This is a genomic window from Pseudomonas sp. JL2 (assembly GCF_031570495.1).
Taxonomy (GTDB): domain Bacteria; phylum Pseudomonadota; class Gammaproteobacteria; order Pseudomonadales; family Pseudomonadaceae; genus Aquipseudomonas; species Aquipseudomonas rhizophila.
The window spans coordinates 71,917-93,689 of record NZ_JAKUDH010000006.1 but is presented as its reverse complement, the minus strand read 5'-3'; the positions used below and the strand labels follow the sequence as shown (position 1 = coordinate 93,689).

General features: G+C 61.7%; 20 protein-coding genes. 8 read left to right on the top strand and 12 right to left on the bottom strand.

The window, feature by feature from the left end; translation table 11 throughout:
- The first annotated feature begins 83 nt into the window (after positions 1-83).
- The 3 genes from MKS85_RS10880 (at position 84) to MKS85_RS10870 (ending at position 2,977) form a co-directional block, all read left to right on the top strand.
- Positions 84-302, top strand: a complete 219-nt coding sequence (locus MKS85_RS10880) for a DUF2970 domain-containing protein (protein ID WP_047227822.1) — start codon at positions 84-86, stop codon at positions 300-302.
- A 538-nt stretch (positions 303-840) separates the two neighbouring features.
- Positions 841-2,499: a nitrite/sulfite reductase gene (locus MKS85_RS10875; protein ID WP_188251052.1), complete on the top strand. Its 1,659-nt coding sequence runs from the start codon at positions 841-843 to the stop codon at positions 2,497-2,499.
- Entirely contained in the window at positions 2,483-2,977 is a 495-nt protein-coding gene (locus MKS85_RS10870; protein ID WP_047227820.1) for a DUF934 domain-containing protein, read from the top strand. The genes MKS85_RS10875 and MKS85_RS10870 overlap by 17 nt, the downstream gene beginning before the upstream one ends.
- A gap of 202 nt (positions 2,978-3,179) precedes the next feature.
- Here MKS85_RS10870 and sohB read toward each other — a convergent pair whose 3' ends face one another.
- On the bottom strand, positions 3,180-4,211 hold the full coding sequence (sohB, locus tag MKS85_RS10865; protein ID WP_047227819.1) for a protease SohB: 1,032 nt from the start codon (positions 4,209-4,211) through the stop codon (positions 3,180-3,182).
- 229 nt (positions 4,212-4,440) lie between these two features.
- Between sohB and MKS85_RS10860 the strand changes: the two genes are divergently transcribed.
- The 3 genes from MKS85_RS10860 to MKS85_RS10850 all read left to right on the top strand — a co-directional run bounded on the left by MKS85_RS10860 (position 4,441) and on the right by MKS85_RS10850 (position 6,658).
- Entirely contained in the window at positions 4,441-5,151 is a 711-nt protein-coding gene (locus MKS85_RS10860) for a histidine phosphatase family protein (RefSeq protein ID WP_047227818.1), read from the top strand.
- 51 nt (positions 5,152-5,202) lie between these two features.
- Positions 5,203-5,520 (top strand): SCP2 sterol-binding domain-containing protein, encoded by a 318-nt coding sequence (locus MKS85_RS10855; RefSeq protein ID WP_076384034.1) that lies wholly within the window; start codon positions 5,203-5,205, stop codon positions 5,518-5,520.
- 274 nt (positions 5,521-5,794) lie between these two features.
- Positions 5,795-6,658 carry a LysR family transcriptional regulator gene (locus tag MKS85_RS10850; RefSeq protein ID WP_047227886.1) on the top strand — a complete coding sequence of 288 codons (864 nt, stop codon included), beginning with the start codon at positions 5,795-5,797 and terminating at the stop codon, positions 6,656-6,658.
- A 64-nt stretch (positions 6,659-6,722) separates the two neighbouring features.
- Here MKS85_RS10850 and MKS85_RS10845 read toward each other — a convergent pair whose 3' ends face one another.
- Positions 6,723-6,959 (bottom strand): YdcH family protein, encoded by a 237-nt coding sequence (locus MKS85_RS10845; RefSeq protein WP_047227816.1) that lies wholly within the window; start codon positions 6,957-6,959, stop codon positions 6,723-6,725.
- A 217-nt stretch (positions 6,960-7,176) separates the two neighbouring features.
- Between MKS85_RS10845 and MKS85_RS10840 the strand changes: the two genes are divergently transcribed.
- Positions 7,177-7,698, top strand: coding sequence for a DUF4142 domain-containing protein (locus tag MKS85_RS10840; RefSeq protein ID WP_310662830.1), 522 nt, complete (start codon positions 7,177-7,179; stop codon positions 7,696-7,698).
- Positions 7,699-7,751: 53 nt separating this feature from the next.
- Here MKS85_RS10840 and MKS85_RS10835 read toward each other — a convergent pair whose 3' ends face one another.
- From MKS85_RS10835 to MKS85_RS10805, 7 genes are all read right to left on the bottom strand, one after another.
- Positions 7,752-8,033 carry a hypothetical protein gene (locus tag MKS85_RS10835; protein ID WP_047227813.1) on the bottom strand — a complete coding sequence of 94 codons (282 nt, stop codon included), beginning with the start codon at positions 8,031-8,033 and terminating at the stop codon, positions 7,752-7,754.
- 95 nt (positions 8,034-8,128) lie between these two features.
- A complete protein-coding gene (locus MKS85_RS10830; RefSeq protein ID WP_107322648.1) occupies positions 8,129-10,240 on the bottom strand; it encodes a PAS domain-containing sensor histidine kinase in 2,112 nt (703 codons plus the stop codon).
- 159 nt (positions 10,241-10,399) lie between these two features.
- A complete protein-coding gene (locus tag MKS85_RS10825; protein WP_188251050.1) occupies positions 10,400-13,477 on the bottom strand; it encodes an error-prone DNA polymerase in 3,078 nt (1,025 codons plus the stop codon).
- Entirely contained in the window at positions 13,474-14,895 is a 1,422-nt protein-coding gene (locus tag MKS85_RS10820; protein WP_139049648.1) for a DNA polymerase Y family protein, read from the bottom strand. The genes MKS85_RS10825 and MKS85_RS10820 overlap by 4 nt, the downstream gene beginning before the upstream one ends.
- A 7-nt stretch (positions 14,896-14,902) precedes the next feature.
- Complete coding sequence (gene imuA, locus MKS85_RS10815) at positions 14,903-15,535, bottom strand: translesion DNA synthesis-associated protein ImuA (RefSeq protein ID WP_188251049.1); 633 nt, start codon at positions 15,533-15,535, stop codon at positions 14,903-14,905.
- Positions 15,535-16,152, bottom strand: coding sequence for a transcriptional repressor LexA (gene lexA, locus MKS85_RS10810; RefSeq protein WP_047227808.1), 618 nt, complete (start codon positions 16,150-16,152; stop codon positions 15,535-15,537). Before lexA ends, imuA begins: the two co-directional genes overlap by 1 nt.
- Positions 16,153-16,228: 76 nt before the next feature.
- Complete coding sequence (locus MKS85_RS10805; RefSeq protein ID WP_047227807.1) at positions 16,229-17,269, bottom strand: AraC family transcriptional regulator; 1,041 nt, start codon at positions 17,267-17,269, stop codon at positions 16,229-16,231.
- Between the two features lie 206 nt (positions 17,270-17,475).
- On the opposite strand from MKS85_RS10805, the gene MKS85_RS10800 reads away from it, so the two are divergent.
- Positions 17,476-18,414 (top strand): transporter, encoded by a 939-nt coding sequence (locus MKS85_RS10800; RefSeq protein WP_188251048.1) that lies wholly within the window; start codon positions 17,476-17,478, stop codon positions 18,412-18,414.
- Between the two features lie 139 nt (positions 18,415-18,553).
- Here the strand turns inward: MKS85_RS10800 and MKS85_RS10795 are convergent, their stop codons facing one another.
- The 3 genes from MKS85_RS10795 to MKS85_RS10785 all read right to left on the bottom strand — a co-directional run bounded on the left by MKS85_RS10795 (position 18,554) and on the right by MKS85_RS10785 (position 21,622).
- Positions 18,554-19,762, bottom strand: a complete 1,209-nt coding sequence (locus MKS85_RS10795) for a DSD1 family PLP-dependent enzyme (RefSeq protein ID WP_188251113.1) — start codon at positions 19,760-19,762, stop codon at positions 18,554-18,556.
- Between the two features lie 74 nt (positions 19,763-19,836).
- Complete coding sequence (locus tag MKS85_RS10790) at positions 19,837-21,135, bottom strand: D-arabinono-1,4-lactone oxidase (RefSeq protein ID WP_177513953.1); 1,299 nt, start codon at positions 21,133-21,135, stop codon at positions 19,837-19,839.
- Positions 21,136-21,250: 115 nt separating this feature from the next.
- A complete protein-coding gene (locus tag MKS85_RS10785) occupies positions 21,251-21,622 on the bottom strand; it encodes a cytochrome c5 family protein (RefSeq protein ID WP_047227803.1) in 372 nt (123 codons plus the stop codon).
- Positions 21,623-21,773 lie beyond the last annotated feature (151 nt).

The following is a 21,773-nucleotide window of genomic DNA, read 5'->3' as shown; positions in this document are numbered from 1 at the left end:
GTTTTGTGTATTGCTGTAGGGGCTGCCGCAGGTTGCGATCTTTTGTCTATGCTTGTTCCAAACCCATGGCAGACGAGGGATTTATGGACGATCCGATCGACAACAAGCCGCCGACCCTGTGGCAGATGGTGCACAGTGTGCTGGCTGCCGCCTTCGGCGTGCAGAGCGGCAAGAATCGCGCCCGTGACTTCACCCACGGCAAGCCGAGTCACTTCGTGGTATTGGGCATCGCCTTCACGGTGATCTTCGCCCTGACACTGTTTGGCATCGTCAAGCTGGTGGTGCATCTGGCGGGGTTGTAAATCTGTCTACGACACACATAACCCCCCTGTGGGAGCGAGCCTGCTCGCGATAGCGGTTTGTCAGTCACCTCATGGCTGACTGAACCACCGCTATCGCGAGCAGGCTCGCTCCCACAGTTTTTTCACCACCGCTCTATTGGTGACTGACCCAGAACACCGCGGTGCCCACCACCAGGATAATCAGGAACAAAATGGCCCAGGCATCAACAGTACTGTCGCTTTTCCTTGCTTTGGTCGGATTGCTCATTGCATCGCCTCTTGTCGGTTTTGTAGGTGATTGCATAGGGACTCGACCACAGTTAAGACGATGATTGCCCGCACGACAAATGTGGGTTAGGCAATAATCAATCCCATTAGTCGATTTGGTTCTTTACATATACTCAAACATCACTTTTGCGCATAACTCAAAACAGGTATCTTGCACCGGCTCCTGTAGGAGTGCGCGGCCGTGCGCGCAGAATTGCCGAGGCAGAATCCGATTCCAGCGAGCCAACACGCAGCTGTTTCTGATCGGCCCAAGCCTGAGAACGAGACTTATATGTACGTATATGACGAGTACGATCAGCGGATCATCGAGGACCGCGTCAAGCAGTTCCGTGATCAGACCCGACGCTATCTGGCAGGCGAGCTGAGCGAAGAAGAATTCCGCCCTCTGCGTTTGCAGAATGGCCTGTATATCCAGCGCTTCGCCCCGATGCTGCGCGTAGCGGTGCCCTATGGCCAACTGACCTCGCGTCAGGTGCGCATGCTGGCCAAGATTGCCCGCGACTACGACAAAGGCTATGCCCACATCAGTACCCGCCAGAACGTCCAGTACAACTGGCCCGCCCTGGAAGATGTGCCCCAGATCCTGGCTGAACTGGCCACCGTGCAGATGCACGCGATCCAGACCAGCGGCAACTGCCTGCGCAACGTCACCACCGACCAGTTCGCCGGTGTCGCGGCCGATGAGTTGATCGACCCGCGCCCCTGGTGCGAGATCGTTCGCCAGTGGACCACCTTCCACCCGGAATTCGCCTACCTGCCGCGCAAGTTCAAGATCGCCATCAATGGCTCGACCTCGGACCGTGCGGCCATTGAAGTCCACGACATCGGCCTGGAGACGGTCTACAACGCCGCGGGCGAGCTGGGCTTCCGTGTGCTGGTGGGCGGCGGCCTGGGCCGTACGCCGGTGGTCGGCGCGTTCATCAACGAGTTCTTGCCATGGCAGGACCTGCTGAGCTACCTCGACGCCATCCTGCGGGTGTACAACCGCTACGGCCGTCGTGACAACAAGTACAAGGCGCGGATCAAGATCCTGGTCAAGGCTCTTACGCCAGAAGTGTTCGCCGAAAAGGTCGAGGCCGAAATGGCTCACCTGCGCGGCGGCCAGACCACCCTGACCGAAGCCGAAGTCCATCGCGTAGCCAAGCATTTCGTCGACCCGGACTACAAGGCCCTGAGCAACCAGGACGCCGAGCTGGCCGCGCTCGACAAAGAACATCCGGGCTTCGCCCGCTGGCACACCCGCAACACCCTGGCCCACAAGAAGCCGGGCTACGTCGCGGTGACCCTGTCCCTGAAGCCGACCGGCGTCGCGCCGGGCGACATCACCGACAAGCAGCTGGACGCCGTGGCCGATCTGGCTGAGCGCTACAGCTTCGGTCAACTGCGCACCTCCCACGAACAGAACATCATCCTGGCGGACGTTGAACAGAGCCAGTTGTTCACCCTGTGGGGCGAGTTGCGCGAGCAAGGGTTCGCCACGCCGAACATCGGCCTGCTGACCGACATAATCTGCTGCCCGGGCGGCGATTTTTGCTCCCTGGCCAACGCCAAGTCGATCCCTATCGCCGAGTCGATCCAGCGTCGTTTCGAAGACCTGGACTACCTGTTCGACATCGGCGAGCTGGACCTGAACATTTCCGGTTGCATGAACGCCTGTGGTCACCACCACGTCGGCCACATCGGCATCCTGGGCGTGGACAAGAAAGGCGAGGAGTTCTACCAGGTCTCCCTGGGCGGCAGCGGTAGCCGCGACGCCAGCCTGGGCAAGATCCTCGGCCCATCGTTTGCCCAGGACGACATGCCTGACGTGATCGAGAAGCTGATCGACGTTTACATCGAACAACGTACTGAAGACGAGCGTTTCATCGACACTTATCAACGTATCGGCATCGACCTCTTCAAGGAACGCGTCTATGCAGCGAATAATTAAGAACGACGAGGTTATCGACGAAACCTGGCACCTGCTGCCCAAGGACGCGACCCTCGATGGTATTTCCAACTGCGACGACCTGATCGTGCCCCTGGCCCTGTGGCGCGATCATGCTCACGCCCTCAAGGCCCGCGATGGCGGCCTGGGTGTGTGGCTGGACGCCGACGAAGAGGCGGAGGAAATCGGTGATGACGCCAATCAGTTCCAGGTCATCGCCCTGAACTTCCCGGCCTTCACCGACGGTCGCAGCTACTCCAACGCTCGCCTGCTGCGTGAGCGTTATGGCTTCAAGGGCGAATTGCGGGCGATTGGCGATGTGCTGCGCGACCAACTGTTCTACATGCGCCGTTGCGGTTTCGACGCCTTTGCCTTGCGCGCCGACAAGGACCCCTTTGAAGCCCTCGAAAGCCTCAAGGATTTCTCGGTGACCTACCAGGCTGCCACTGACGAACCGTTGCCGTTGTTTCGTCGTCGCTGAAACCTGATACAAAAAAAGCCCTGATCCGGGTGTTCCGGTTCAGGGCTTTTTTATGGATGGATGATTGGTGCGGAACCTGATCTTCAGCCCACCCTGAACCCAATGTGGGAGCGAGCCTGCTCGCGATAGCGGCTCGCCTGAGCAGGTGATGCTGGATGAACCACCGTCATCGCGAGCAGGCTCGCTCCCACAGTGTTAGCCGTTACCAGAACCGCTGCTGGGTCAGGCGGCTCCACCAACTGAGCAGCACCCGGTCCACCGAACCACTGGCCGCCATGCCAATACGCTCCTGCAAACTTTTGCGCTCGGCGTAGTGCAAGTGGTACAGCTCGGCACTCTTGGCTCGTTCGGCCAGGTATTCATCGCTGGTTTTCAGCTCGTCCACCAGGCGCTTGTCCAATGCTGCGACGCCCAGCCAGACTTCGCCAGTCGCCACTTCATCAATGGCCAGTTGCGGACGGTAGTTGGACACGAAGTTCTTGAACAACTCATGGGTGATGTCCAGGTCTTCCTGGAACTTCTCCCGACCCTTCTCGGTGTTTTCGCCAAACACCGTCAACGTGCGCTTGTATTCACCGGCCGTCAGCACTTCAAAATCGATGTCGTGCTTCTTCAGGAGACGGTTGACGTTTGGCAACTGGGCCACGACGCCGATGGAGCCAAGAATGGCAAAAGGCGCGCTGATGATCTTCTCGCCGATGCACGCCATCATGTAGCCGCCACTGGCCGCGACCTTGTCGATGCACACCGTCAGCGGCACGCCGGCCTGACGGATCCGGGCCAGTTGCGAGGAGGCCAGACCGTAGCTGTGGACCATGCCGCCACCGCTTTCCAGGCGCAACACCACTTCATCCTTCGGGGTCGCCAGGGTCAGCAATGCGGTGATTTCATGACGAAGGCTCTCGGTGGCCGAGGCTTTGATGTCACCGTCAAAATCCAGCACGAATACCCGAGGCTTGGCCGCCGGCTTGTCCTTGTGTTTCTTGGCGGCCTTTTCAGCCTTGCCTTCGGTCTTGCGCAGGGCCTTGAGCTGGTCTTTATCCAGCAGCGTCTGCTCCAGGCGCTCACGCAGTCCCTTGTAGAAGTCGTTGAGTTTGCTCACCTGCAACTGGCCGGCAGACTTGCGCCGGCCCTTGCTGCGCAGGGCAGCAAAACTGGCCAGCACCACCAGGATGGCGATCACCAGCGTCACGGTCTTGGCCAGGAAACTGGCGTATTCGATGAAAAACTCCACGATGGCTCCTAATAAATTCAAAACGCCGCTCAAGGGCGGGCACTCAACACGTTCAGCATACCCATGCGCCTGCGCCACGACCAGCCGTGAAACCTGTGGTTACCTTAACGGGAGCGCAGCTGGACAAGGCTGTAACAGGCATTTCAAACAAGCGTATGTTTTTTCATTGACAGCTCACCGCCATCCTCATAACCTCGCCAAACCTTCAACGTACCGGGATGACGCGGACGTGGGCAGTATCTATCTGATTCGACATGGCCAGGCCTCCTTTGGTGCGGACGACTACGATGTCCTTTCGCCAAACGGTGTACGCCAGGCGCAAGTGCTGGGCAGCCACCTGGCCGAACTGGGTGTCGTGTTCGATCGCTGCCTCTCGGGCGACCTGCGTCGCCAGCAGGATACCGCCACCGGTGCGCTGGGCCAGATGTCCGCCGCCGGGCTGCCGGTTCCCGGGCTGGAGATCGATTCGGCGTTCAATGAGTTCGATGCCGACGCGGTGATCCGCGCCCTGCTGCCGGACATGCTGCCCCAGGAACCCGAAGCCCTGTACATTCTGCGCAATGCCGCACAGAACCGCGCCGAGTTCCAGCGCATCTTCGCGTTGATCATCGAGCGCTGGCTCAGCGGCCAGTACGACCCGCCCGAACTGGAAAGCTGGCTGGGTTTCGTCGAACGCGTGCAGACCGGCCTGCAGCGCATTCTGGAGCAAGCCGACAATTCCCAGAAAATCGCCGTGTTCACTTCCGGCGGGACCATCACCGCCCTGCTCCACCTGATCACCCAGATGCCTGCGCGGCAGGCCTTCGAACTGAACTGGCAAATCGTCAACACCTCGCTCAACCACCTGAAATTCAGGGGCCGCGAGGTGGCCCTGGCTTCCTTCAACAGTCATGCCCACCTGCAACTGCTGAAGGCCCCGGACCTCATCACCTTTCGCTGAGTCCGGATCACTGTAGACCCTTGCTGTATAACCCAAATAAGGATCGAAACCATGACCTCCGTAGCCGACGCCGTACAAGCCATGAAAGCCAAGTTCAACCCTGCCGCCGCTGCCGGCCTGGACCTGGTATTTGGTTTCAACATCACCGACGAAGACAAGCAATACGCCCTGATCGTCAAGGATGGCACCTGTGAGCTGCAAGAAGGCGAAAATGAGAACGCCAACTGCACGCTGATCATGGACAGCGAAACCCTCAAGGGCATCGTCAGCGGCGATACCGACGGCATGCAAGCGTTCATGGGCGGCAAGCTGCGCGTCGAAGGCGACATGATGCTGTCGATGAAGCTGTCCGAATTGTTCCCGGCCTGAGTCTGCTTGCCCTTTCTACGGGCGCCCTGGCTGCAAACGAATCCCGCCTCTGTGGCGGGATTTGTGTTTTTACTTGAGCATTTCCACTGGCCGATCCATCGCTATCGCGAGCAGGCTCGCTCCCACAGGGGATCTGGAGCGACGCTCAATCCTCATCACCCGGAGCAATTGTGGGAGCGAGCCTGCTCGCGATAGCGCCGGTACATTCAGCAAAGGACCCTGCGGTAGTTCGCAGGTGTCGTACAATCCCCGCTTTCCCCGTATCGGCCTGACCATGGACATCGACCTCGCCCGCACCTTTCTGGAAATCGTCCGCCACGGCAGCCTCGCCGCCGCGGCCGACAAGCTGCACGTCACCCAGACGGCTATCACGGCGCGAGTCCAGAAGCTTGAAAGCCAGCTTGGCTGCGTGCTGTTTGTGCGCAACCGTGCCGGCGCGCGCCTGACTGCCGACGGTGAAACGTTCGTGGTGTATGCCAATCAACTGGTGCAGACCTGGGAAGCGGCCCGCCGAGACCTGCCCTTGCCCGAAGGCTTTCGCAACGTTTTGCACCTCGGTGGCGAGGTCAGTCTATGCAACCCCTTGATGCTCGCCTGGGCCGAGGAACTGCGCCATAAAATCCCCGGCCATGCCCTGCGCATGGACATCCGCGATGGCGAAAAACTGCTGCAACAACTGGAACTGGGCCTGCTGGATGCCGCCGTGGTGTATCAGCCCGAATACTGGCCGAGGCTGCAAGTGGAACAGTTGCTGGAAGAGAAACTGATCCTGGTGCGCCTGGCGACCCGTCCAGAGCCCTACGTGTACATCGACTGGAGTGCCGACTTCCGTCGTCAGCACGACACTGCGCTGCCGGACAAGGCCAAGGCGGCTGTGACCTTCAACCTCGGCCCCCTGGCCCTGCAGTACATCCTGGAGAACGGCGGCAGCGGCTACTTCCGGACCCGAGTGGTGCAAAGCTACCTGGACAGCGGCATCCTGGAGCGGGTGCCCAAGGCGCCGGAATTCAACTACCCGACTTACCTCGTGTACTCCAGGGATCGGGATTCGGCGGCGTTGCAGCAAGCGTTCGAAGTGCTGCGCCAGATCGTCACGACCGGCAGCGACTGGTCCCAGCGCTGGGACCCGCTGACCTGACGAGTCTGCCGAAAAAAGCCCTCCTGCAAGCAGAGGGCTCCTCACCGACAGCCCGGCCCTAGGACTATCCCTGCAAGTACTGCGCGATCTCGTCCTTGACCTGCAAACGTTTCTCCTTGAGCGTCTTCAGGGCAACATCGGACAGTGCCGCGGAGGACGGTTTCTCGGCGTCGACCACTTCGGCATCTATTTGGGAATACTTGAGAAGTAACGAGTCGAGCCTGGGATTCTCGCTGCGCTTTTGCTGGATGTCGTCTTTTGTGCAGTTGAGATCCTGGCACAAATCGTGGATCACCGGCATGGAACACCTCCTTTGGTAGAACGATGGCTAACGCCTTCTACGGCGCTCGTCGACTATCAGAATGGCCTCGCCAACGGGGTTCTGTCGACCGCCAATCCGACCAGCGGTGACCGTTCGTCGTACCGCACCGCTTTGCAATCAAACCTTTGTCCGCCCGCCGCTCTCCATTGAACAGGACGACACAAGTCCCTTGTACAACCTGTGTGGAGACTTACCTATGGACGGATTCAACCTGCGTCAAATCGGCCTGGCAGTTGCCTTGAGCACCAGTATGGGAATGGCTTGGGCCGCGACTTCCAGCGACTTCGTCGACAACGCGGCGGCCGGTGGTATCGCGGAAATCGAAACCAGCAAACTGGCCCTGGAAAAAAGCAGTTCGGCGGACGTCAAGGAATTCGCCAACATGATGATTTCCGACCACACCAAAGCCAACGAGGAGTTGATCTCGCTGGCGAAAAAACACGATATCGAAGTGCCGGACGAAACCACGCTGGTGAAAAAGGCCAAGGCCAAGATTCTCGATATGCGCGAGGAATCGTTTGATGCGGCCTACGCCAACAACCAGGTGATGGCCCACGAAGAAACCATTGCCCTGTTCAAGAAAGAAGCCGAGACCGTCACTGACGACAAGAAGCCCGGCAACACCGAGCTGAAGGCGTTCGCGCAAAAAATGCTTCCAGACTTGGAAAAACATCTGGAAATGGCCAAGAAACTCCAGGCAGCCCATCCGAGCAAATAAAGCTTGAAACCTGAAAAAGCCCGACCATCGAGTCGGGCTTTTCCTGGGCTCTGCTAGCCGCCATCGGTGTCGATATCGGCATCAGTGCTCTCACCGGATTCCGGGCGGTCCGGGTCAGGCTTGAAGCCAGGGCTGAAGGTGTTGTCGTTGTCCTGGTGGTGATTTTTTTGATCGACTTCGCTGTCGGCGCTTTGGGCCTTGCCTGCCCCAGCCGGGCTGACTGGCTGGGTGCCAGCGGGCTCAGGGGAAACCTGAGGATCGATCGCCGGATCATTGCGCGGTGACGGGGCCTGCGTCTGGCCTTGTTGCTGGGTGTTTGCAGGATCTTGGTTCATAGGCACCTCATTCATGACAGGCCGGATTGATGACCGGTCATGGTCATTTGAAGGTGGCATGGCGGCTTCGGTTCCATTTGTTTAGCGCGCCGCGATCAACTGCCCAACACAGTCCTCACCATGGTGATCAAGGCATCCGGGCCGTAAGGTTTGCTCAGCAGATGGGTATCGGGGCTCAATTGGTGGTTGCGGGAAATGATGTCCCGAGTGTGGCCCGAGGTGAACAGTATGGGCATAGGCGGAGTCTGTACCCTGGCCCAGGCCGCCAGGTCAGAGCTCTTGATCAGGCCAGGCATGACCACATCGGTAAAAATCAGATCCACCGAGGCACCTTCGAGCAAAAGCGCCATGGCCGCATCAGCGTTGGCGGCCGTGAGGGTCCGATAACCGGACTGTTCCAGCAGCTCCACCGACGCGCTGCGCACCTCTTCGTTATCCTCCACCACCAGAATCGTCTCTTGCCCACCGGTCAGAAGCGGGCTGTGTGGGGCCTCTTCACCTGTTTCAGGTTGCCGACTGCGGGGGAAATACATCTGCGCTCGCGTGCCCTCTCCCACGTCACTGGTAATCTCGATATGCCCGCCACTTTGCTTGACGAACCCGAACACCATGCTCAACCCAAGCCCGGTGCCCTGGCCGTCAGTCTTGGTGGTGAAAAACGGCTCGAACACATGGTCCAGGACATCGGGAGGCATGCCCGCGCCGCGGTCGATCACCGACAGGCGCACATAGTCACCGGCCGGAATGTCTTTACCGGCGCAGGACGATTCGTCGAGCACGATGTTTTCGCCGATCAGGCCGATGGTGCCCTCTCCACACATGGCATCGCGGGCATTGATCGCCAGGTTCAGCAAAGCGTTTTCAAGCTGATTGCGATCGACGTGGATGCACCAGGGCTCGGCGGGCAAGGTCACTTCGATCTGGATGGTTTCGCCCAAGGCCCGCTGCAACAATTCGCCCAGACCGTCGAAGATTCTTCGTGGGTTGTAGACCGCCGGTGACAACGGTTGGCGGCGGGCAAACGCCAGCAATTGCGAGGACAGTTTGGCGCCCCGTTCCACCGCTTCGATGGAGGCACTGACCCGCCGCTGCACATTGGCGTTGTGCGGTTCGTGGCGAGCCAACAGGTGCAGGTTGCCGGCGATCACCTGCAGCAAGTTGTTGAAGTCATGAGCCACACCGCCGGTGAGTCCGCCAATGGCTTCGAGTTTCTGCGACTGGCGCAACTGCTCTTCGGCCGTCAACCGCGCATGCACTTCCTCGGCGACACGCTGCTCCAGATCACGGGTGAACTTGAGCAGCGATGCTTCAGCCGCCTTGCGTTCGTTGATATCAATCAGCACACCGGGGAAACGCAACGGCCGGCCCAACGTATCGAATTCACATCGGCCGCTGGCCAGCACCCACAGGTAATCACCGCCGAGTCGACGCACCCGATACTCAGCGTTGTAGGGGGTTCCGGTACGCAAGGTCAGTTCGACCCGCCGGTTCACCTCCTCCAGATCATCGGGGTGGATGTTCTGGCGGGCAATCTCGACAGGCAGTGCATCCAGCGGCGTGTCTGGCGGGTAATTGAACGTGCGGGAAAAACGCTCATCGCCGGAAAGTGTGTCGTTCTGGATATCCCAGACAAACGACCCCAGCAGTGGCCCGGCCGAGAGGGCCAACTGAATGCGCTCGTTGACGGCGCGGTAGCTGCGTTCGGCCTCCTGGCGGGCACGCTCGGTCAGCACAAGCTCGGTGGTTTCCACGACGATCGCCAAAACGCCGCCCGGAGACTGATCATCGTCGGGCACCGGGCTGTAATAAAGGTCCATCCAGACATCTTCGGGCTTGCCATTGCGTAGCAGTACCAGCTCTTTGCTGCGATAGGACAAGGTGCCACCGGCCAGGCAGACATCCAGTACGTGACGATTGAATTCGGCCACTTCCGGCCAGCCCAACTCTACCGCGCAGCCCAGCAGGTACGGATGGCGCCCGCCGGCGAACTCGGCATAAGCATCGTTGTAGATCATGAAGCCCTGACGGCCCCACAACATGACCATCGGCAAAGGCGACGCCAGCAGCACCTGGACTGCGCTGCGCAGACTGGCGGACCAGTGCTCGATGGCACCCAGTTCGGTCTGGCTCCAATCGAACGACCGGATACGCCCGGCCATTTCACCGCCCCAACCGGGGCATCCATGATTCTGGGATAAGAACTGCATGAGTCGATTCTGAACCTCGAAAATGCCAGCAGGGAATCGGCATACCACAAGTCCCTTGTGCTCAGAGCTTCGAGCGCTGCGCTGGCGTTTGGTTTCATGGGCAGGTCATGATGCAAACCTGTCCGGGCTGGCGACATGCTTGCTGTGTGGCAGCCGGGTTCAGCGGAAATCGCGGCTATGCACCTGGATACCCGCCAGCAACTCGGTCAGGTCGCTCAGGCGGCCGGCGATCAGGTGACGAACCTCACCGACACTTTCCCAACGCCCGTCGACCCTGAGCAATTGCGAACCCACCAACGCTTTGCGTTGGCGCTCGGCCAGGTCGCGCCAGACCACCACATTGAGGTTGCCAAACTCATCCTCCAGGGTGACAAAAGTCACGCCGCTGGCCGTACCTGGCCGTTGGCGGCCGGTGACCAGCCCGGCGACGCTGACGTTGCGGCCATGCTCCACATCCTGCAGCTCCCGCGAGCTGCGACAGCGCCGGGCGCGCAGTTCGGGGCGCAGCAAAGCCAGTGGATGGGGGCCCAGTGTCGTACCGACGCTGGCGTAATCGGCGAACAGATTCTCCCCCACCGTAGGTTTTGGCAGGTCCACGGGCGGTTCTTCCTGGCTGGGCAAACCGGCGAACAAGCCCAGCTGTTTCTGTACCCCGGCCACCTCCCAGCGAGCGCGATGACGATCACCGGCCAAGCCCCGCAAGGCACCGGCGTCGGCCAGTTGCGCCTGGGCCCGGGCATCGAGTTGCGCGCGCTCGCCAAGGTCGGCCACGTCACTGAAGGGCCGATGCCGGCGGGCCGCTTCGATGCGATGGGCATCCTCTTGGCGAAAGCCCTTGATCATGCGCAACCCCAGGCGAAGCGCCGGTTGTCGGCCTTCCATGGGTTCGAGGCTGCAATCCCAGTCACTGGCGCGCACGTCCACCGGGCGGATCTGCAACTGATGCCGGCGGGCATCCTGCAGAATCTGGTCCGGGCTGTAGAACCCCATGGGCCAGCTGTTGATCAGGGCACAGGCGAACGCCGCCGGTTCATGGCATTTGAGCCAACTGCTGGCGTAGGTCAGCAAGGCGAAGCTGGCGGCATGGGACTCGGGAAAACCGTAATTGCCGAAGCCCTTGATCTGTTCAAAGATCTGCGCGGCGAATTCGGCTGTGTAGCCGTTTTTCGCCATCCCCGCCGCCAGGCGTTCCCGATGCGGTTCCAGGCCGCCGTGACGTTTCCAGGCCGCCATGGAACGACGCAGCTGGTCAGCTTCGCCGGGGCTGTAATCCGCCGCAACGATGGCGATCTGCATGACCTGCTCCTGAAACAGGGGCACGCCCAAGGTGCGCTTGAGCACTTCTTCCAACGCTTTGGAGGGGTAAGTCACCGCTTCTTCCTTGTTTTTACGCCGCAGATACGGGTGCACCATCCCGCCTTGGATCGGCCCCGGTCGCACGATGGCCACTTCAATAACCAGGTCATAAAAGGACTCGGGTTTGAGCCGAGGCAACATCGCCATCTGTGCGCGCGACTCGATCTGGAACACGCCAATGGTGTCGGCGCGGGTGATCATCTCGTAAGTGGCCGCGTCGTCCTTGGGCAACGTCGCCAAGGTGTAGTGCTGGCCGCGGTACTGCGCGATCAGATCAAAACAGCGACGAATTGCGCTGAGCATGCCCAAGGCCAGGATATCCACCTTGAGCAACCCGACCGCGTCCAGGTCGTCCTTGTCCCACTGGATGATGGTGCGCTCGGCCATAGCGGCGTTCTCCACCGGCACCAGAGTGTCCAGAGGCTGTTCGGAGATCACGAAGCCGCCAGGGTGCTGGGACAGATGCCGGGGAAAACCGATCAGTTGTTGGGTCAGGCTCAGGACCCGGCGCAACACCGGGCTGTCCGGGTCGAAGCCACCTTCGCGCAGGCGATCCACTGGCGGCGCCTCGTCACTCCAGCGCCCACAACAGTCGGCCAGCGCGTTGACCTGATCCGGCGGCAAGCCCAAGGCCTTGGCGACGTCCCGCACCGCGCCGGCACCGTGGTAGCTGCTGACCACCGCAGTCAATGCCGCACGATGGCGGCCATAGCGCTGGAACACGTACTGCAGCACTTCTTCGCGACGCTCGTGTTCAAAATCGACGTCGATGTCCGGCGGCTCGTTGCGCTCCCGGGACAGGAATCGCTCGAACAGCATGCTGGTCTGGCTCGGGTCGATTTCGGTGATACCCAAGGCGTAGCACACCGCCGAGTTGGCCGCCGAGCCGCGCCCCTGGCAAAGAATATTGCGGCTGCGGGCGAAGCTGACGATGTCCTGCACGGTGAGGAAATAGCTGTCGTAGCCCAGATCGGCGATCAGAGTCAGTTCTTTATCGATTTGTACCCGTACTTTGTCTTCCACACCCTTGGCCCATCGCTCGCGCATACCGCGTTCGGTCAATTCCCGCAGCCAGGACGCTGGATCATGCCCCTCAGGCACCAGTTCACGGGGGTATTGATAACGCAGTTGGCCAAGGTCGAACGTACAGCGCCGGGCGATGTTCAACGTTTCGTCGAGCAAGGCGCGCGGGTAGATTTCGGCCAGAGCCTGGAGACTGCGCAGGTGGCGCTCGCCGTTGGGGTGCAGGCGCTGGCCGGCCTCGGCCACCGTGACGTGGTGCCGGATGGCGGTCATGGTGTCCTGCAGGGCGCGCCGGCCGCGCACATGCATGTGCACGTCTCCCGTGGCCACGGCCGGAAGGTCCAAACGCTCGGCCAGCGCCAGCAAATCCGCCAGCCGACGCCGGTCGTCCTGCCCGCAATGCAACTGGACCGACAGCCACAAGCGCTCGGCGAATATCTTCCGCAACCAGCGCCCCTGCTCTTCGGGATCGCTGTCACCGGGCACCCACAACACCAGCAACCCCGGCAAGGGCTCGTCGAAGTCTTCCCGCACGATGCGATAGCGACCTTTCTCGCTGCGGCGGCGGGCGCGGGTGATCAGCCGGCACAAGGCTTGATAGCCTTGCAGATTCTCCACCAACAGCACCAGTTTCGGACCGTTCTCGATCTGGATCTCACTGCCGACGATCAAGTGCAGGTCCAGCTCCCTGGCAGCCTGCCAGGCCCGGACAATCCCGGCCAGGGTGCACTCATCGGTGATTGCCAGGGCCTTGTAACCTTGTTGTTGCGCACGACGGCACAGCTCCAGGGCGCTGGAGGCACCGCGCTGGAAACTGAAGTTCGACAGGCAATGCAGCTCGGCATATTCGATGTTCATGCGAACCAGCCCTGCAGCCACAGCGGGCCACCCTCGCCCACCGGTCGATAGGCCCAGCCCCGTTGGCCCGCGCGGGTTTCGATCAGATAGTAATCACGGCGCACGTCGGCGCCGTCCCACCAGCCGGACTCGATGCGCTCCGGGCCCATGAGGATTCGCGCCTGGCTCTCCTGCAAGGCCTGGGGTTCGTCCAGCAGCCAGCCGGGACGCCGGACGCCCTCGCGCACCGGACATGCCAGGGCCTGGCGTTGAGAGGTCATCTGCCAGGCACATTCAGGCCGATGGTCATCGCGAAACCCCAGGCCCTGCACTGCGTCGTCCCCCAGCCGGGCCCGCAGCCGCTCGCGCAATTGCTCCCAAGGCAAGGACTGCTGGGGGCGCTCGTCGAACAGCTCCAGGCGTTGGGGCACGAAACTGGGCAGGTCTTCAGCACACAAGCGAAAGCCACGTACCGGCGCCTCGACCTGCACCTGTTCCAGCCGACCACGAGCCAGTTCGAAAAGCATCGCAGGATCCCGCTCGGCGCTGAGCAAGCCGACCTTGATCAGCGTGTCCGGCAACCCGGCGTGTTCCAGGTGCAGGTCAAAGCGTTGCACGCCGCTGTCGCGACCGCACAGGAAAGCCGAGAGATCACCGGTCAACCGGCGCAACGGAAACAACAACGCCTGGTGGGATTGCACGTCGTAATTGAGCTCGATGCGCACATCGAAACGGTCCGGCGGCAGGTAAAACGACAGCGCCAGGGTGCGGCTGCCCGTCAGCGCGTCAAGATGCTTGAGCACCTGGGCCTCAAAACGCCGCGCCAGGGTGTGTCGGGGCAAGGCCTGGACCTGGCTCAACTGGCGCAGCCCCATGCGTGACAGTGCCGTGGCGACGTCGGGTTCCAGGCCGATACGCTCCACCGGCATCTGCCCCAGGCAGGCTTGCAGGGTTTCAATATCGGGCACCACCAGGGCGTCGTAGGCATTGGCCAACACCCGCGCCGCCACCGGGTTGGGGGCGGCGACAATGCGATGCCGGAATCCCAGTTGCGTCAGCTCGGCCCGCAGGCGCTTCTCGAACACCGGCCAGGGGCCGAACAGGCCCAGGCTCGACTCGATCTCGAACACCACCGTGCGCGGGTAATGCACGCTGACCTGGGAGCTGAAACGGTAGGCCCAGGCCGCCAGGAACTGTTGCCAGTGTTCGATCTGCGCCGCATCGTATTCGGCCGTGGCAAACCCTTTGCTCAGGGCCTGGGCGGCAGTCATGGTCTGGCCGGGACGCAAACCCAGGGCCCGTGCCGGGTCATTGACCGCTTGCAGGACCCGGCGCTGGGCCGGACCGGTCAACAGCGCCAAGGGCTCGTCGGGATCGGGACGCTGACGCAGCGCGGCGTCCAGCGCCAGTTGCGGGAAGAGTATGCAGACCCAGCGCATCGCAACCTCAATGCTCGGTCGGTGTGCTGAGCGTGGCGAAGGCAATCGGCGTCGAACGGGCCAGCCCGCCCCGGCACTTGAGCACCCGCAATTGCCCTGGCCGGCCATCGATGGCGATGCGCAGGGCCGCCGGCGAGGGGTTGATGGCTTCCTGAATCGAGCGCCAGGCGAACGCCAGGGTCTGGCCGGTTTCCGCCGCCACTTGCAAGCGGCGCAGGGCGCGATCATCAGCCTGGCGGGGCCAGCACAGCACCGCGCCGCAACTGCCCGAACGCAGGCATTGTTCGGCGGCCCACAAGGCATCGCGCTCATCGGCCCGGATCACTGACAACTGGCGCAGGTCCACCCCAGCGTTCTGCCATGCCTGCGGATAGGGCACGAATGGCGGCGCCACCAGCACGATCCGCTCCCCCGCCGCCGTCAGCCGCGCCAAAGTTGGCCAGACCAGTTGCAACTCGCCCACGCCCGGCGCGGCGACCAGCAGTTCCGTCAGCGCCGCTTCCGGCCAGCCACCGCTGGGCAACGCCGCGTCCAGGGCCGCATGACAGGTGGGCTGCGGGCTGGCAGCCGGGGGCGCGGGCCGGCCCTTCCAGACCTGGCCACCGTTGAACAGCGTGTCCAGCGCAACGACAGCGCCCATCAGCCTTGCCTCAGCAAGCCACAGAACACGCCTTCGATGGCCAGGTCCTGGTCGGCTTCGACAATGATCGGCTGGTAGGCCGGGTTGCGCGGCAGCAAACGTATCCGCTCGCCGATTCGCTCGAAGCGCTTGATGGTGACTTCACCGTCCAGGCGCGCCACGACGATCTGGCCGTTGGAGGCCTGGGGCGTACGCTGCACGCCCACCAGGTCGCCGTCGAGAATGCCATCCTCGATCATCGAGTCCCCCTGGACCCGTAGCAGGTAATCCGGCGCCTTGGTGAACATCGCCGGGTCGAGCATCAGGCGACTGTGGACCTCGGCATCCGCACCGATCGGCAGGCCGGCGGCCACCCGCCCCAGCACCGGTACGTCCAGCAGCTCGGGACGCGGCGGCTGGTTCAGCAAGCGGATACCCCGGGCCTGGTGCGGATTGACTTCGATGAAACCGGCTTCGGTCAACGCCAGCACATGCTTGCGCGCCACGCTGCGGGAGGCGAAACCGAACGCCTCGCTGATTTCAGCGAGGCTGGGGGGCTGGCCCTGCTCGGCGATGCGTTCGCGGATGAAGGTCAGGATGGCGGTACGGCGGGGGGTGAGAGTCGTCATGGAGTACATTTGTACTCTTGTCGGTTTTTTCTGACAAGCACCGCCAGTCAGTCAACCACAGGGAGCCGACCATTGACCGTCCCGGCTAAGCCGGTGTCGACCCCTCGGTCCGAAACGCGCTCGGGCTCATCCCGGTCCAGCGCCGGAACGCCCGGCGGAAACTGCGCACATCGCTGTAGCCGACCTCTTCGGTGATGCGCTCGATGGACCAGTCGGGGTTGGCCAGCAGGTTCAGGGTCCGGCCACGACGCACCTGTTCAAGCAAGGCTTCGAAGGTCAGGTTGTGCTCGGTCAAGCGTCGGCGCAGGGTGCGGCTGCTCATGTTGAGGTCGCTGGCGATTTTCTCGATGTGGCTGCCACGGGTCAGGTCCCGGGCAATCGCCCGCTCCACCGCCTGGATCAGATCGATCTTGCGATGGACCTCAGTGGCCTCCTGTTCCAGCAAGGCCAGGGCCTGACGCAAGGCCAGCGGGTGATGGTTGGGCAGGCGTACGCCGAGCCAGCAGGCATCGATCAGCATGCGATTGTGACGACAACCGAAACGCACATCCGGCCCCAGGACCCGTTGGTATTCCTGGGCATAAGACGGCGCAGCGTGCATGAACTCCACGGCCTGGGGCCTGAAGTCAGGCCCTGCCAACGCCCTGCCGTACACCATCAGGCTGGCGAAAAACTCTTCGACCGCAAAGACCTGGACCTCGGCAAAAGGCAGGCGGCAAGTCGCCTCGACCATGATCCGGTCACTGGCCTCTTCAACACTCGAGACTGCGATACCGCCGGTGGTGTGTTGATACCGAATCCCCAGGGCAAAGACATCGCGCAGGGTTTCGCACAGCGACAACACGTGGCCCAGCAGGCCCAGGGTACCCAATACATTGCGATCGCCAACCCACAAGCCCAGGCCCCGATCAGGCAACAGCTTGAGCGCCCGCTGGATCATGACCACGGCCTGGCGATAGGAAATCCGCTGGGCAGGATCCTGCAGATCGTCGAGCCCGAAACCAAGGCCGCGACACAGGCTGGCGGCATCGAAACCCTGGTCTGCCACCACGTCGGCCAAGGTTTGCAAAAGAAACGGCGACACCAGCGCCAGTTCATAGGTCGGGTCGATGACTTTCATCTGCATGGGCGGGTTCCGGGGTACGTTAGGCGGCGTTTTTGTAACCGGTTGTTTCATAAACGTTAGCATGACCCAGCGTATAGAGGGGCACAAAAATCTGGCCGCCCATGTCCCCTGTGTGGCCGCCAATACCCTGCCCTACCGGCGGCGAACGGCTTATTTGTATGGCTCGGACCTTTGGTGCATTTCCAACAATAATAATGAGCCCCCGCATGAACCCGACCCGCACGACATTCGCCTTGCAACTGACCCTCGGCCTGGCCTGTGCCCTGCCGGCCCTGGCCACCGAAACCGGAGTCGATAACATCGGCACCGGCACCGACGGTTTCTTCGTGTTGCCGCTGGACGTCGACAACCTTCCTGACCACATGTTTGCGTTCAACCTCTACTACAACCATTACAAGGCCAGGAAATTCAACATCAGTTCGTTGGGCGGCGAAGTCCCGGATGTCGAAATCGAATCCACGGCGGTGGTCCCCCGGATCGATTACCTGAGCCCTTTGCGGGTGGCCGGTGGACGCCTGGGTATCTACGTTGGCCAGCCCTGGATCAAACAGGAAATCTCGGTGTTCGGCCTGCAGGACACTCGCGAAGGCATGGGCGATACCACCATTTCGCCCATCGTGCTGTGGGACATGGGCAAAAACCTGACCCTGGCCGCCGCCCTGGAAATCACCGTGCCGACCGGCGAATACAGCACCGACCGCCTGGCCAATACCAGCACCAATTTCTACACCTACAAGCCGCTGTTTTCCTTCACCTGGTCGCCCACGGAAAACACCGAGGTGTCGATGAAAAGCACTTACAGTTTCAATCGCGAGAACAAGGACACCGACTACCGCTCAGGGCAGATTTTTCACTTCGATTACTCCGCCAGTTACCGGCTGACGGACAACGTGATGCTGGGGCTCAACGGTTACTACCTCAAGCAGACCACCGACGACAAACAATACGGCCGCACCGTGCAGTTCGCCGGTCAGGACGTGGATGACGGCGTGCGCGGCCAGGTGTTCGCCATCGGTCCGGCGCTGCACCTGACCTTTCTCAAATACGCCAGCGCCGAGATCCGCTGGGCCAAGGAGTTCAACGTAGAGAACCGCCCCGAAGGCGAAATGCTCTGGGCCAAGATCAGTATTCCGTTTGCGTTGTGAACGCTCTATTCGATTCCGGCAGGCTCACCAGCAATTCCTTGTGGGAGCGAGCCTGCTCGCGATAGCCGTGGATCAGCCTGCATTGATGCTGAATGTACCGCCGTCATCGCGAGCAGGCTCGCTCCCACAAGATCCGTGGTCAGCTATAGACCGGCCACATCTCGACTATCCGCCCTCCGCGCACGGCCAGCAGATCACCGAACTGCAACAGCACCGACTCGCTCTGGGTCGGTCGCAGGAACACCTGGTCCTCCACCGCCAGACCCACCGTTTCAGAACCGTTGACCATTTCCTGATTGGAGCTGCGACCGTAGAGGTCGTTGTGCTTCAAGCCCGGGGGGGATTCGAGATCGGCCATCCAGTTGCCGCCGTAGATGAAAAAAGTCTCGCGCTGGTTCACGTCCCACCAGGAAAAAATCCGCGACTTGTCGTCCAGCGCGGGGATGTTGACCGGGCCGGTGCGCTTCAAGACCGGCGTGGCGATGTAGGCCGCCGGAACGTGCTCGCTCAACGATGGCAGGTCGTAGTGGCTGGGTTTGAGCATGGCCGTGCCCACCGAGACTTCACTGCTCAGTTTCTCCCGTTCGTGCAAGCGATAGCTGGGGCTGCCGGCGGTGTTGAGGGTCAGGCCAGGATGCCAGAGGTCGGGGTAGCGCAGACGCACGAAATCCACCCGTGCGGTGTAGATCGCCATGACCCGCGCCAGCAGCTCCTGAGGGGTTGCCAGCAGCTCGGGCACGCCCATGCCCACGAACGGGTCGTAGCCCATGAACCCGGCAAATTCCAAGTGCGTCGGGTTCGCCCGGATCAGCTTGAGCATCGCCTCCAGCGTGGCATCGTCGGCTACTCCGCCCCGGTGCAGGCCTACATCCAGTTCGATATTGATCCGCAAGCGAGTACCAAGCCCCTGGGCCAGGGCCCGGTATTGCTCAAGCCGTTCAGGTGTGTCCAGCAGCCACTGCAACTGGCGTGACGGATCGAAGGGTCCTTTGTGAAGCTCATAGAACAACGCGGCGCTGCGCACTGGGAGAGGTTTGCCCAGCAAAATATCAGCCGTGGGAAACTGCAACGCATCGTGGTTGAGAAACGGTTGGTGGAACGACATCAACCGTCGAGTCTCGGCTCGCTGGCCAATGTAGTTCAACAGCCCCGGCGATGGCAGGGACTTCTCCACCAAGCGCAGCTGTTTGCCGGCGCGCCGGACCGAGGCCATTACCACGTCGATGTTGTGATCGAGTCGGTCCAGGTCAATCAGCATCACCGGTCGCATGGGACCGTGGGCCTTGAGTTCCCGGTTCAACTGGCGGAAATAATCGCTGTACGGCCCGCCCTGGTCCCGCGGTCGCAGCCAGGCACCGACGCCGGTCAGCAACAGTCCGGCGCCCACCGTCCCAGCCAGGAACCCTCGACGATTGAAACCCATCAGCTCGCTCCCAGAATCGTTGAAAGATGCCCGTTGAGGAATTTTCCGCCAGGGTCCAGGGCCTGGCGCACCTGGGCAAACTCATTCCAGCGTGGGTAGAGCGCCTGGAGCGTCCTGGCGTTCAAGGAATGCAGTTTTCCCCAATGCGGGCGCCCCTGGTATTTCCAGAAGACCGGCTCGATGGCGGCGAAGAAATTGTGATGGTCCATCTGGTAATGCTGGTGCACGGAGATCGAGCAACTGTCGCGGCCTTCGAACATGCTCAGGGCGATGTCATCGGCCTTCACGTAGCGGTATTCGATGGGAAACCAGGTGCGCAGGTCTTTGTCGCGGATCAGCTTGAGGATTTCCCGCAGGCACGCCGGACCGTGTTCAGCTGGCACCGAATATTCCATCTCGTTGAAGCGCACGGTGCGCGCATTGGCGTAGATGTCGTGGGAATCGCCAACCCGATCCTCGAAGTCGGCCACCAGTCGCAGGCTGTTGAGCAACGTGCGCCGGATCGTCGGAAAGTCGCTGCCATACTTGTCGAGCTTTTCGATCAGGGTGACGAATTCGTTGCCACCCTCCTCCTCGGGGCTCACCGGTGCAGTGGCCGGATCGGTGGTTTCGTTCAAGGCAATCGACAACGCATAGTCGGAATGGGTGACCACCTGCATTTCCCAATGCTGGTTGTCCCGAGTGTTGGTGTCCAGGTCCTCGAGCAACTCTTCGGTTTTCGCCACCCACTGGCGCTCGCGCAGCCGATAAGCAGGACGGTTCTGCAAACGCACACGGGTCACCAGCCCCAGCGCACCCAGTGACACCCGCCCGGCCTTGAACACTTCGGGATGGCGGTTGGCATCGCAATCAAGCACCTCGCCGCCGGCCGTCACCAGTTGCAGCCCGACCACCTGCGCGGAATACGAACCGAATGCCTTGCCAGTGCCGTGGGTCGAGGTGGCGATGGCCCCGGCCAGGGTCTGGTAATCCACGTCGGCCATGTTCGGTAGCGCCTGACCGATGGCCTTGAGTGCCGGGCCCATGCGCGACATGGGCGTGCCGCCACCGAACTCGGCCTGCAGGCTGACGACATCGTGATCCAGCAGACCGCTGAAAAAACTCAGCGACAGCAAAGTCCCGTCCGTGGGCACCAGGGCGCTGAAGGAATGGCCTGAACCCACCGGACGAATCCGCCCTTCGGCGCGGGCCACGATTTGCACCAGTTCATCCAGATTCTTGGGAGCCAGACGCGCTGCCGGCAGGCAACTTTGCGCACCGGACCAATTGCGCCACGGAATCAGTCGCGGGGCGCGCATCAACTCGGCCAGGGCACCCTGGCTGCCCAGCGCCGTGAAGGCCGCGACAGCGGCGGCCCGTTGCAGCCACTGGCGCCGTGAATAGTCCATCGTCATGCCGTCGTTCCCCTGTTGGTCATTGCAATGGCTGGCCGGACATGAAGCCGATCAGGGCCAGGAACTGCTCTTCGGAACAGTGCATACACAGACCCATCGGCGGCATGCCGTTGTAGCCGTTGATCGTGTGATCAAGCAGGGTGTCGCTGCCCTGGGCCACTCGCGGCGCCCAGGCGTTGGCGTCGCCGGTCAGGGGCGCTCCGGCGCCGGGGTTGGCGTGGCAGAGCTTGCAACTGCTGTCGTAGATTTGTGCCAGCGCTCCGTCGGCGGGCACACTCGTTAAGGCCCTGGGCGGGCTCGTTTTGGCCTCTTCGCCGCAACCGGCGAGCAATACGCCAAGCGAAAGAATCGCCGCGGCGTGAGTCCAGGCTGAAGACGTTGGTACCGACATGGGGCCCCTCTTGGTGGCGCAATGAGCACGCCTTTATTGTGTTGGGTCAGACAGACTCACACTAAGGCACGCCCGCGCGTTGGCTTGAGGTCATTGGGGGCCATAAAAGGGGACTTGCGCGGCCAGCGCTGGATGATCGATGGCCAGGGAC

What these genes read in the sequence shown, in the direction of transcription:
- MKS85_RS10840 (WP_310662830.1), top strand. Translation starts at nt 7,177, where the DNA reads ATGGACGGATTCAACCTGCGTCAAATCGGCCTGGCAGTTGCCTTGAGC.
- MKS85_RS10835 (WP_047227813.1), bottom strand. Translation starts at nt 8,033, where the DNA reads ATGAACCAAGATCCTGCAAACACCCAGCAACAAGGCCAGACGCAGGCC.
- MKS85_RS10830 (WP_107322648.1), bottom strand. Translation starts at nt 10,240, where the DNA reads ATGCAGTTCTTATCCCAGAATCATGGATGCCCCGGTTGGGGCGGTGAA.
- MKS85_RS10875 (WP_188251052.1), top strand. Translation starts at nt 841, where the DNA reads ATGTACGTATATGACGAGTACGATCAGCGGATCATCGAGGACCGCGTC.
- MKS85_RS10820 (WP_139049648.1), bottom strand. Translation starts at nt 14,895, where the DNA reads ATGCGCTGGGTCTGCATACTCTTCCCGCAACTGGCGCTGGACGCCGCG.
- lexA (WP_047227808.1), bottom strand. Translation starts at nt 16,152, where the DNA reads ATGTACTCCATGACGACTCTCACCCCCCGCCGTACCGCCATCCTGACC.
- MKS85_RS10855 (WP_076384034.1), top strand. Translation starts at nt 5,203, where the DNA reads ATGACCTCCGTAGCCGACGCCGTACAAGCCATGAAAGCCAAGTTCAAC.
- MKS85_RS10800 (WP_188251048.1), top strand. Translation starts at nt 17,476, where the DNA reads ATGAACCCGACCCGCACGACATTCGCCTTGCAACTGACCCTCGGCCTG.
- MKS85_RS10825 (WP_188251050.1), bottom strand. Translation starts at nt 13,477, where the DNA reads ATGAACATCGAATATGCCGAGCTGCATTGCCTGTCGAACTTCAGTTTC.
- MKS85_RS10785 (WP_047227803.1), bottom strand. Translation starts at nt 21,622, where the DNA reads ATGTCGGTACCAACGTCTTCAGCCTGGACTCACGCCGCGGCGATTCTT.
- MKS85_RS10790 (WP_177513953.1), bottom strand. Translation starts at nt 21,135, where the DNA reads ATGCGCGCCCCGCGACTGATTCCGTGGCGCAATTGGTCCGGTGCGCAA.
- MKS85_RS10870 (WP_047227820.1), top strand. Translation starts at nt 2,483, where the DNA reads ATGCAGCGAATAATTAAGAACGACGAGGTTATCGACGAAACCTGGCAC.
- MKS85_RS10850 (WP_047227886.1), top strand. Translation starts at nt 5,795, where the DNA reads ATGGACATCGACCTCGCCCGCACCTTTCTGGAAATCGTCCGCCACGGC.
- MKS85_RS10805 (WP_047227807.1), bottom strand. Translation starts at nt 17,269, where the DNA reads ATGCAGATGAAAGTCATCGACCCGACCTATGAACTGGCGCTGGTGTCG.
- imuA (WP_188251049.1), bottom strand. Translation starts at nt 15,535, where the DNA reads ATGGGCGCTGTCGTTGCGCTGGACACGCTGTTCAACGGTGGCCAGGTC.
- MKS85_RS10845 (WP_047227816.1), bottom strand. Translation starts at nt 6,959, where the DNA reads ATGCCGGTGATCCACGATTTGTGCCAGGATCTCAACTGCACAAAAGAC.
- MKS85_RS10880 (WP_047227822.1), top strand. Translation starts at nt 84, where the DNA reads ATGGACGATCCGATCGACAACAAGCCGCCGACCCTGTGGCAGATGGTG.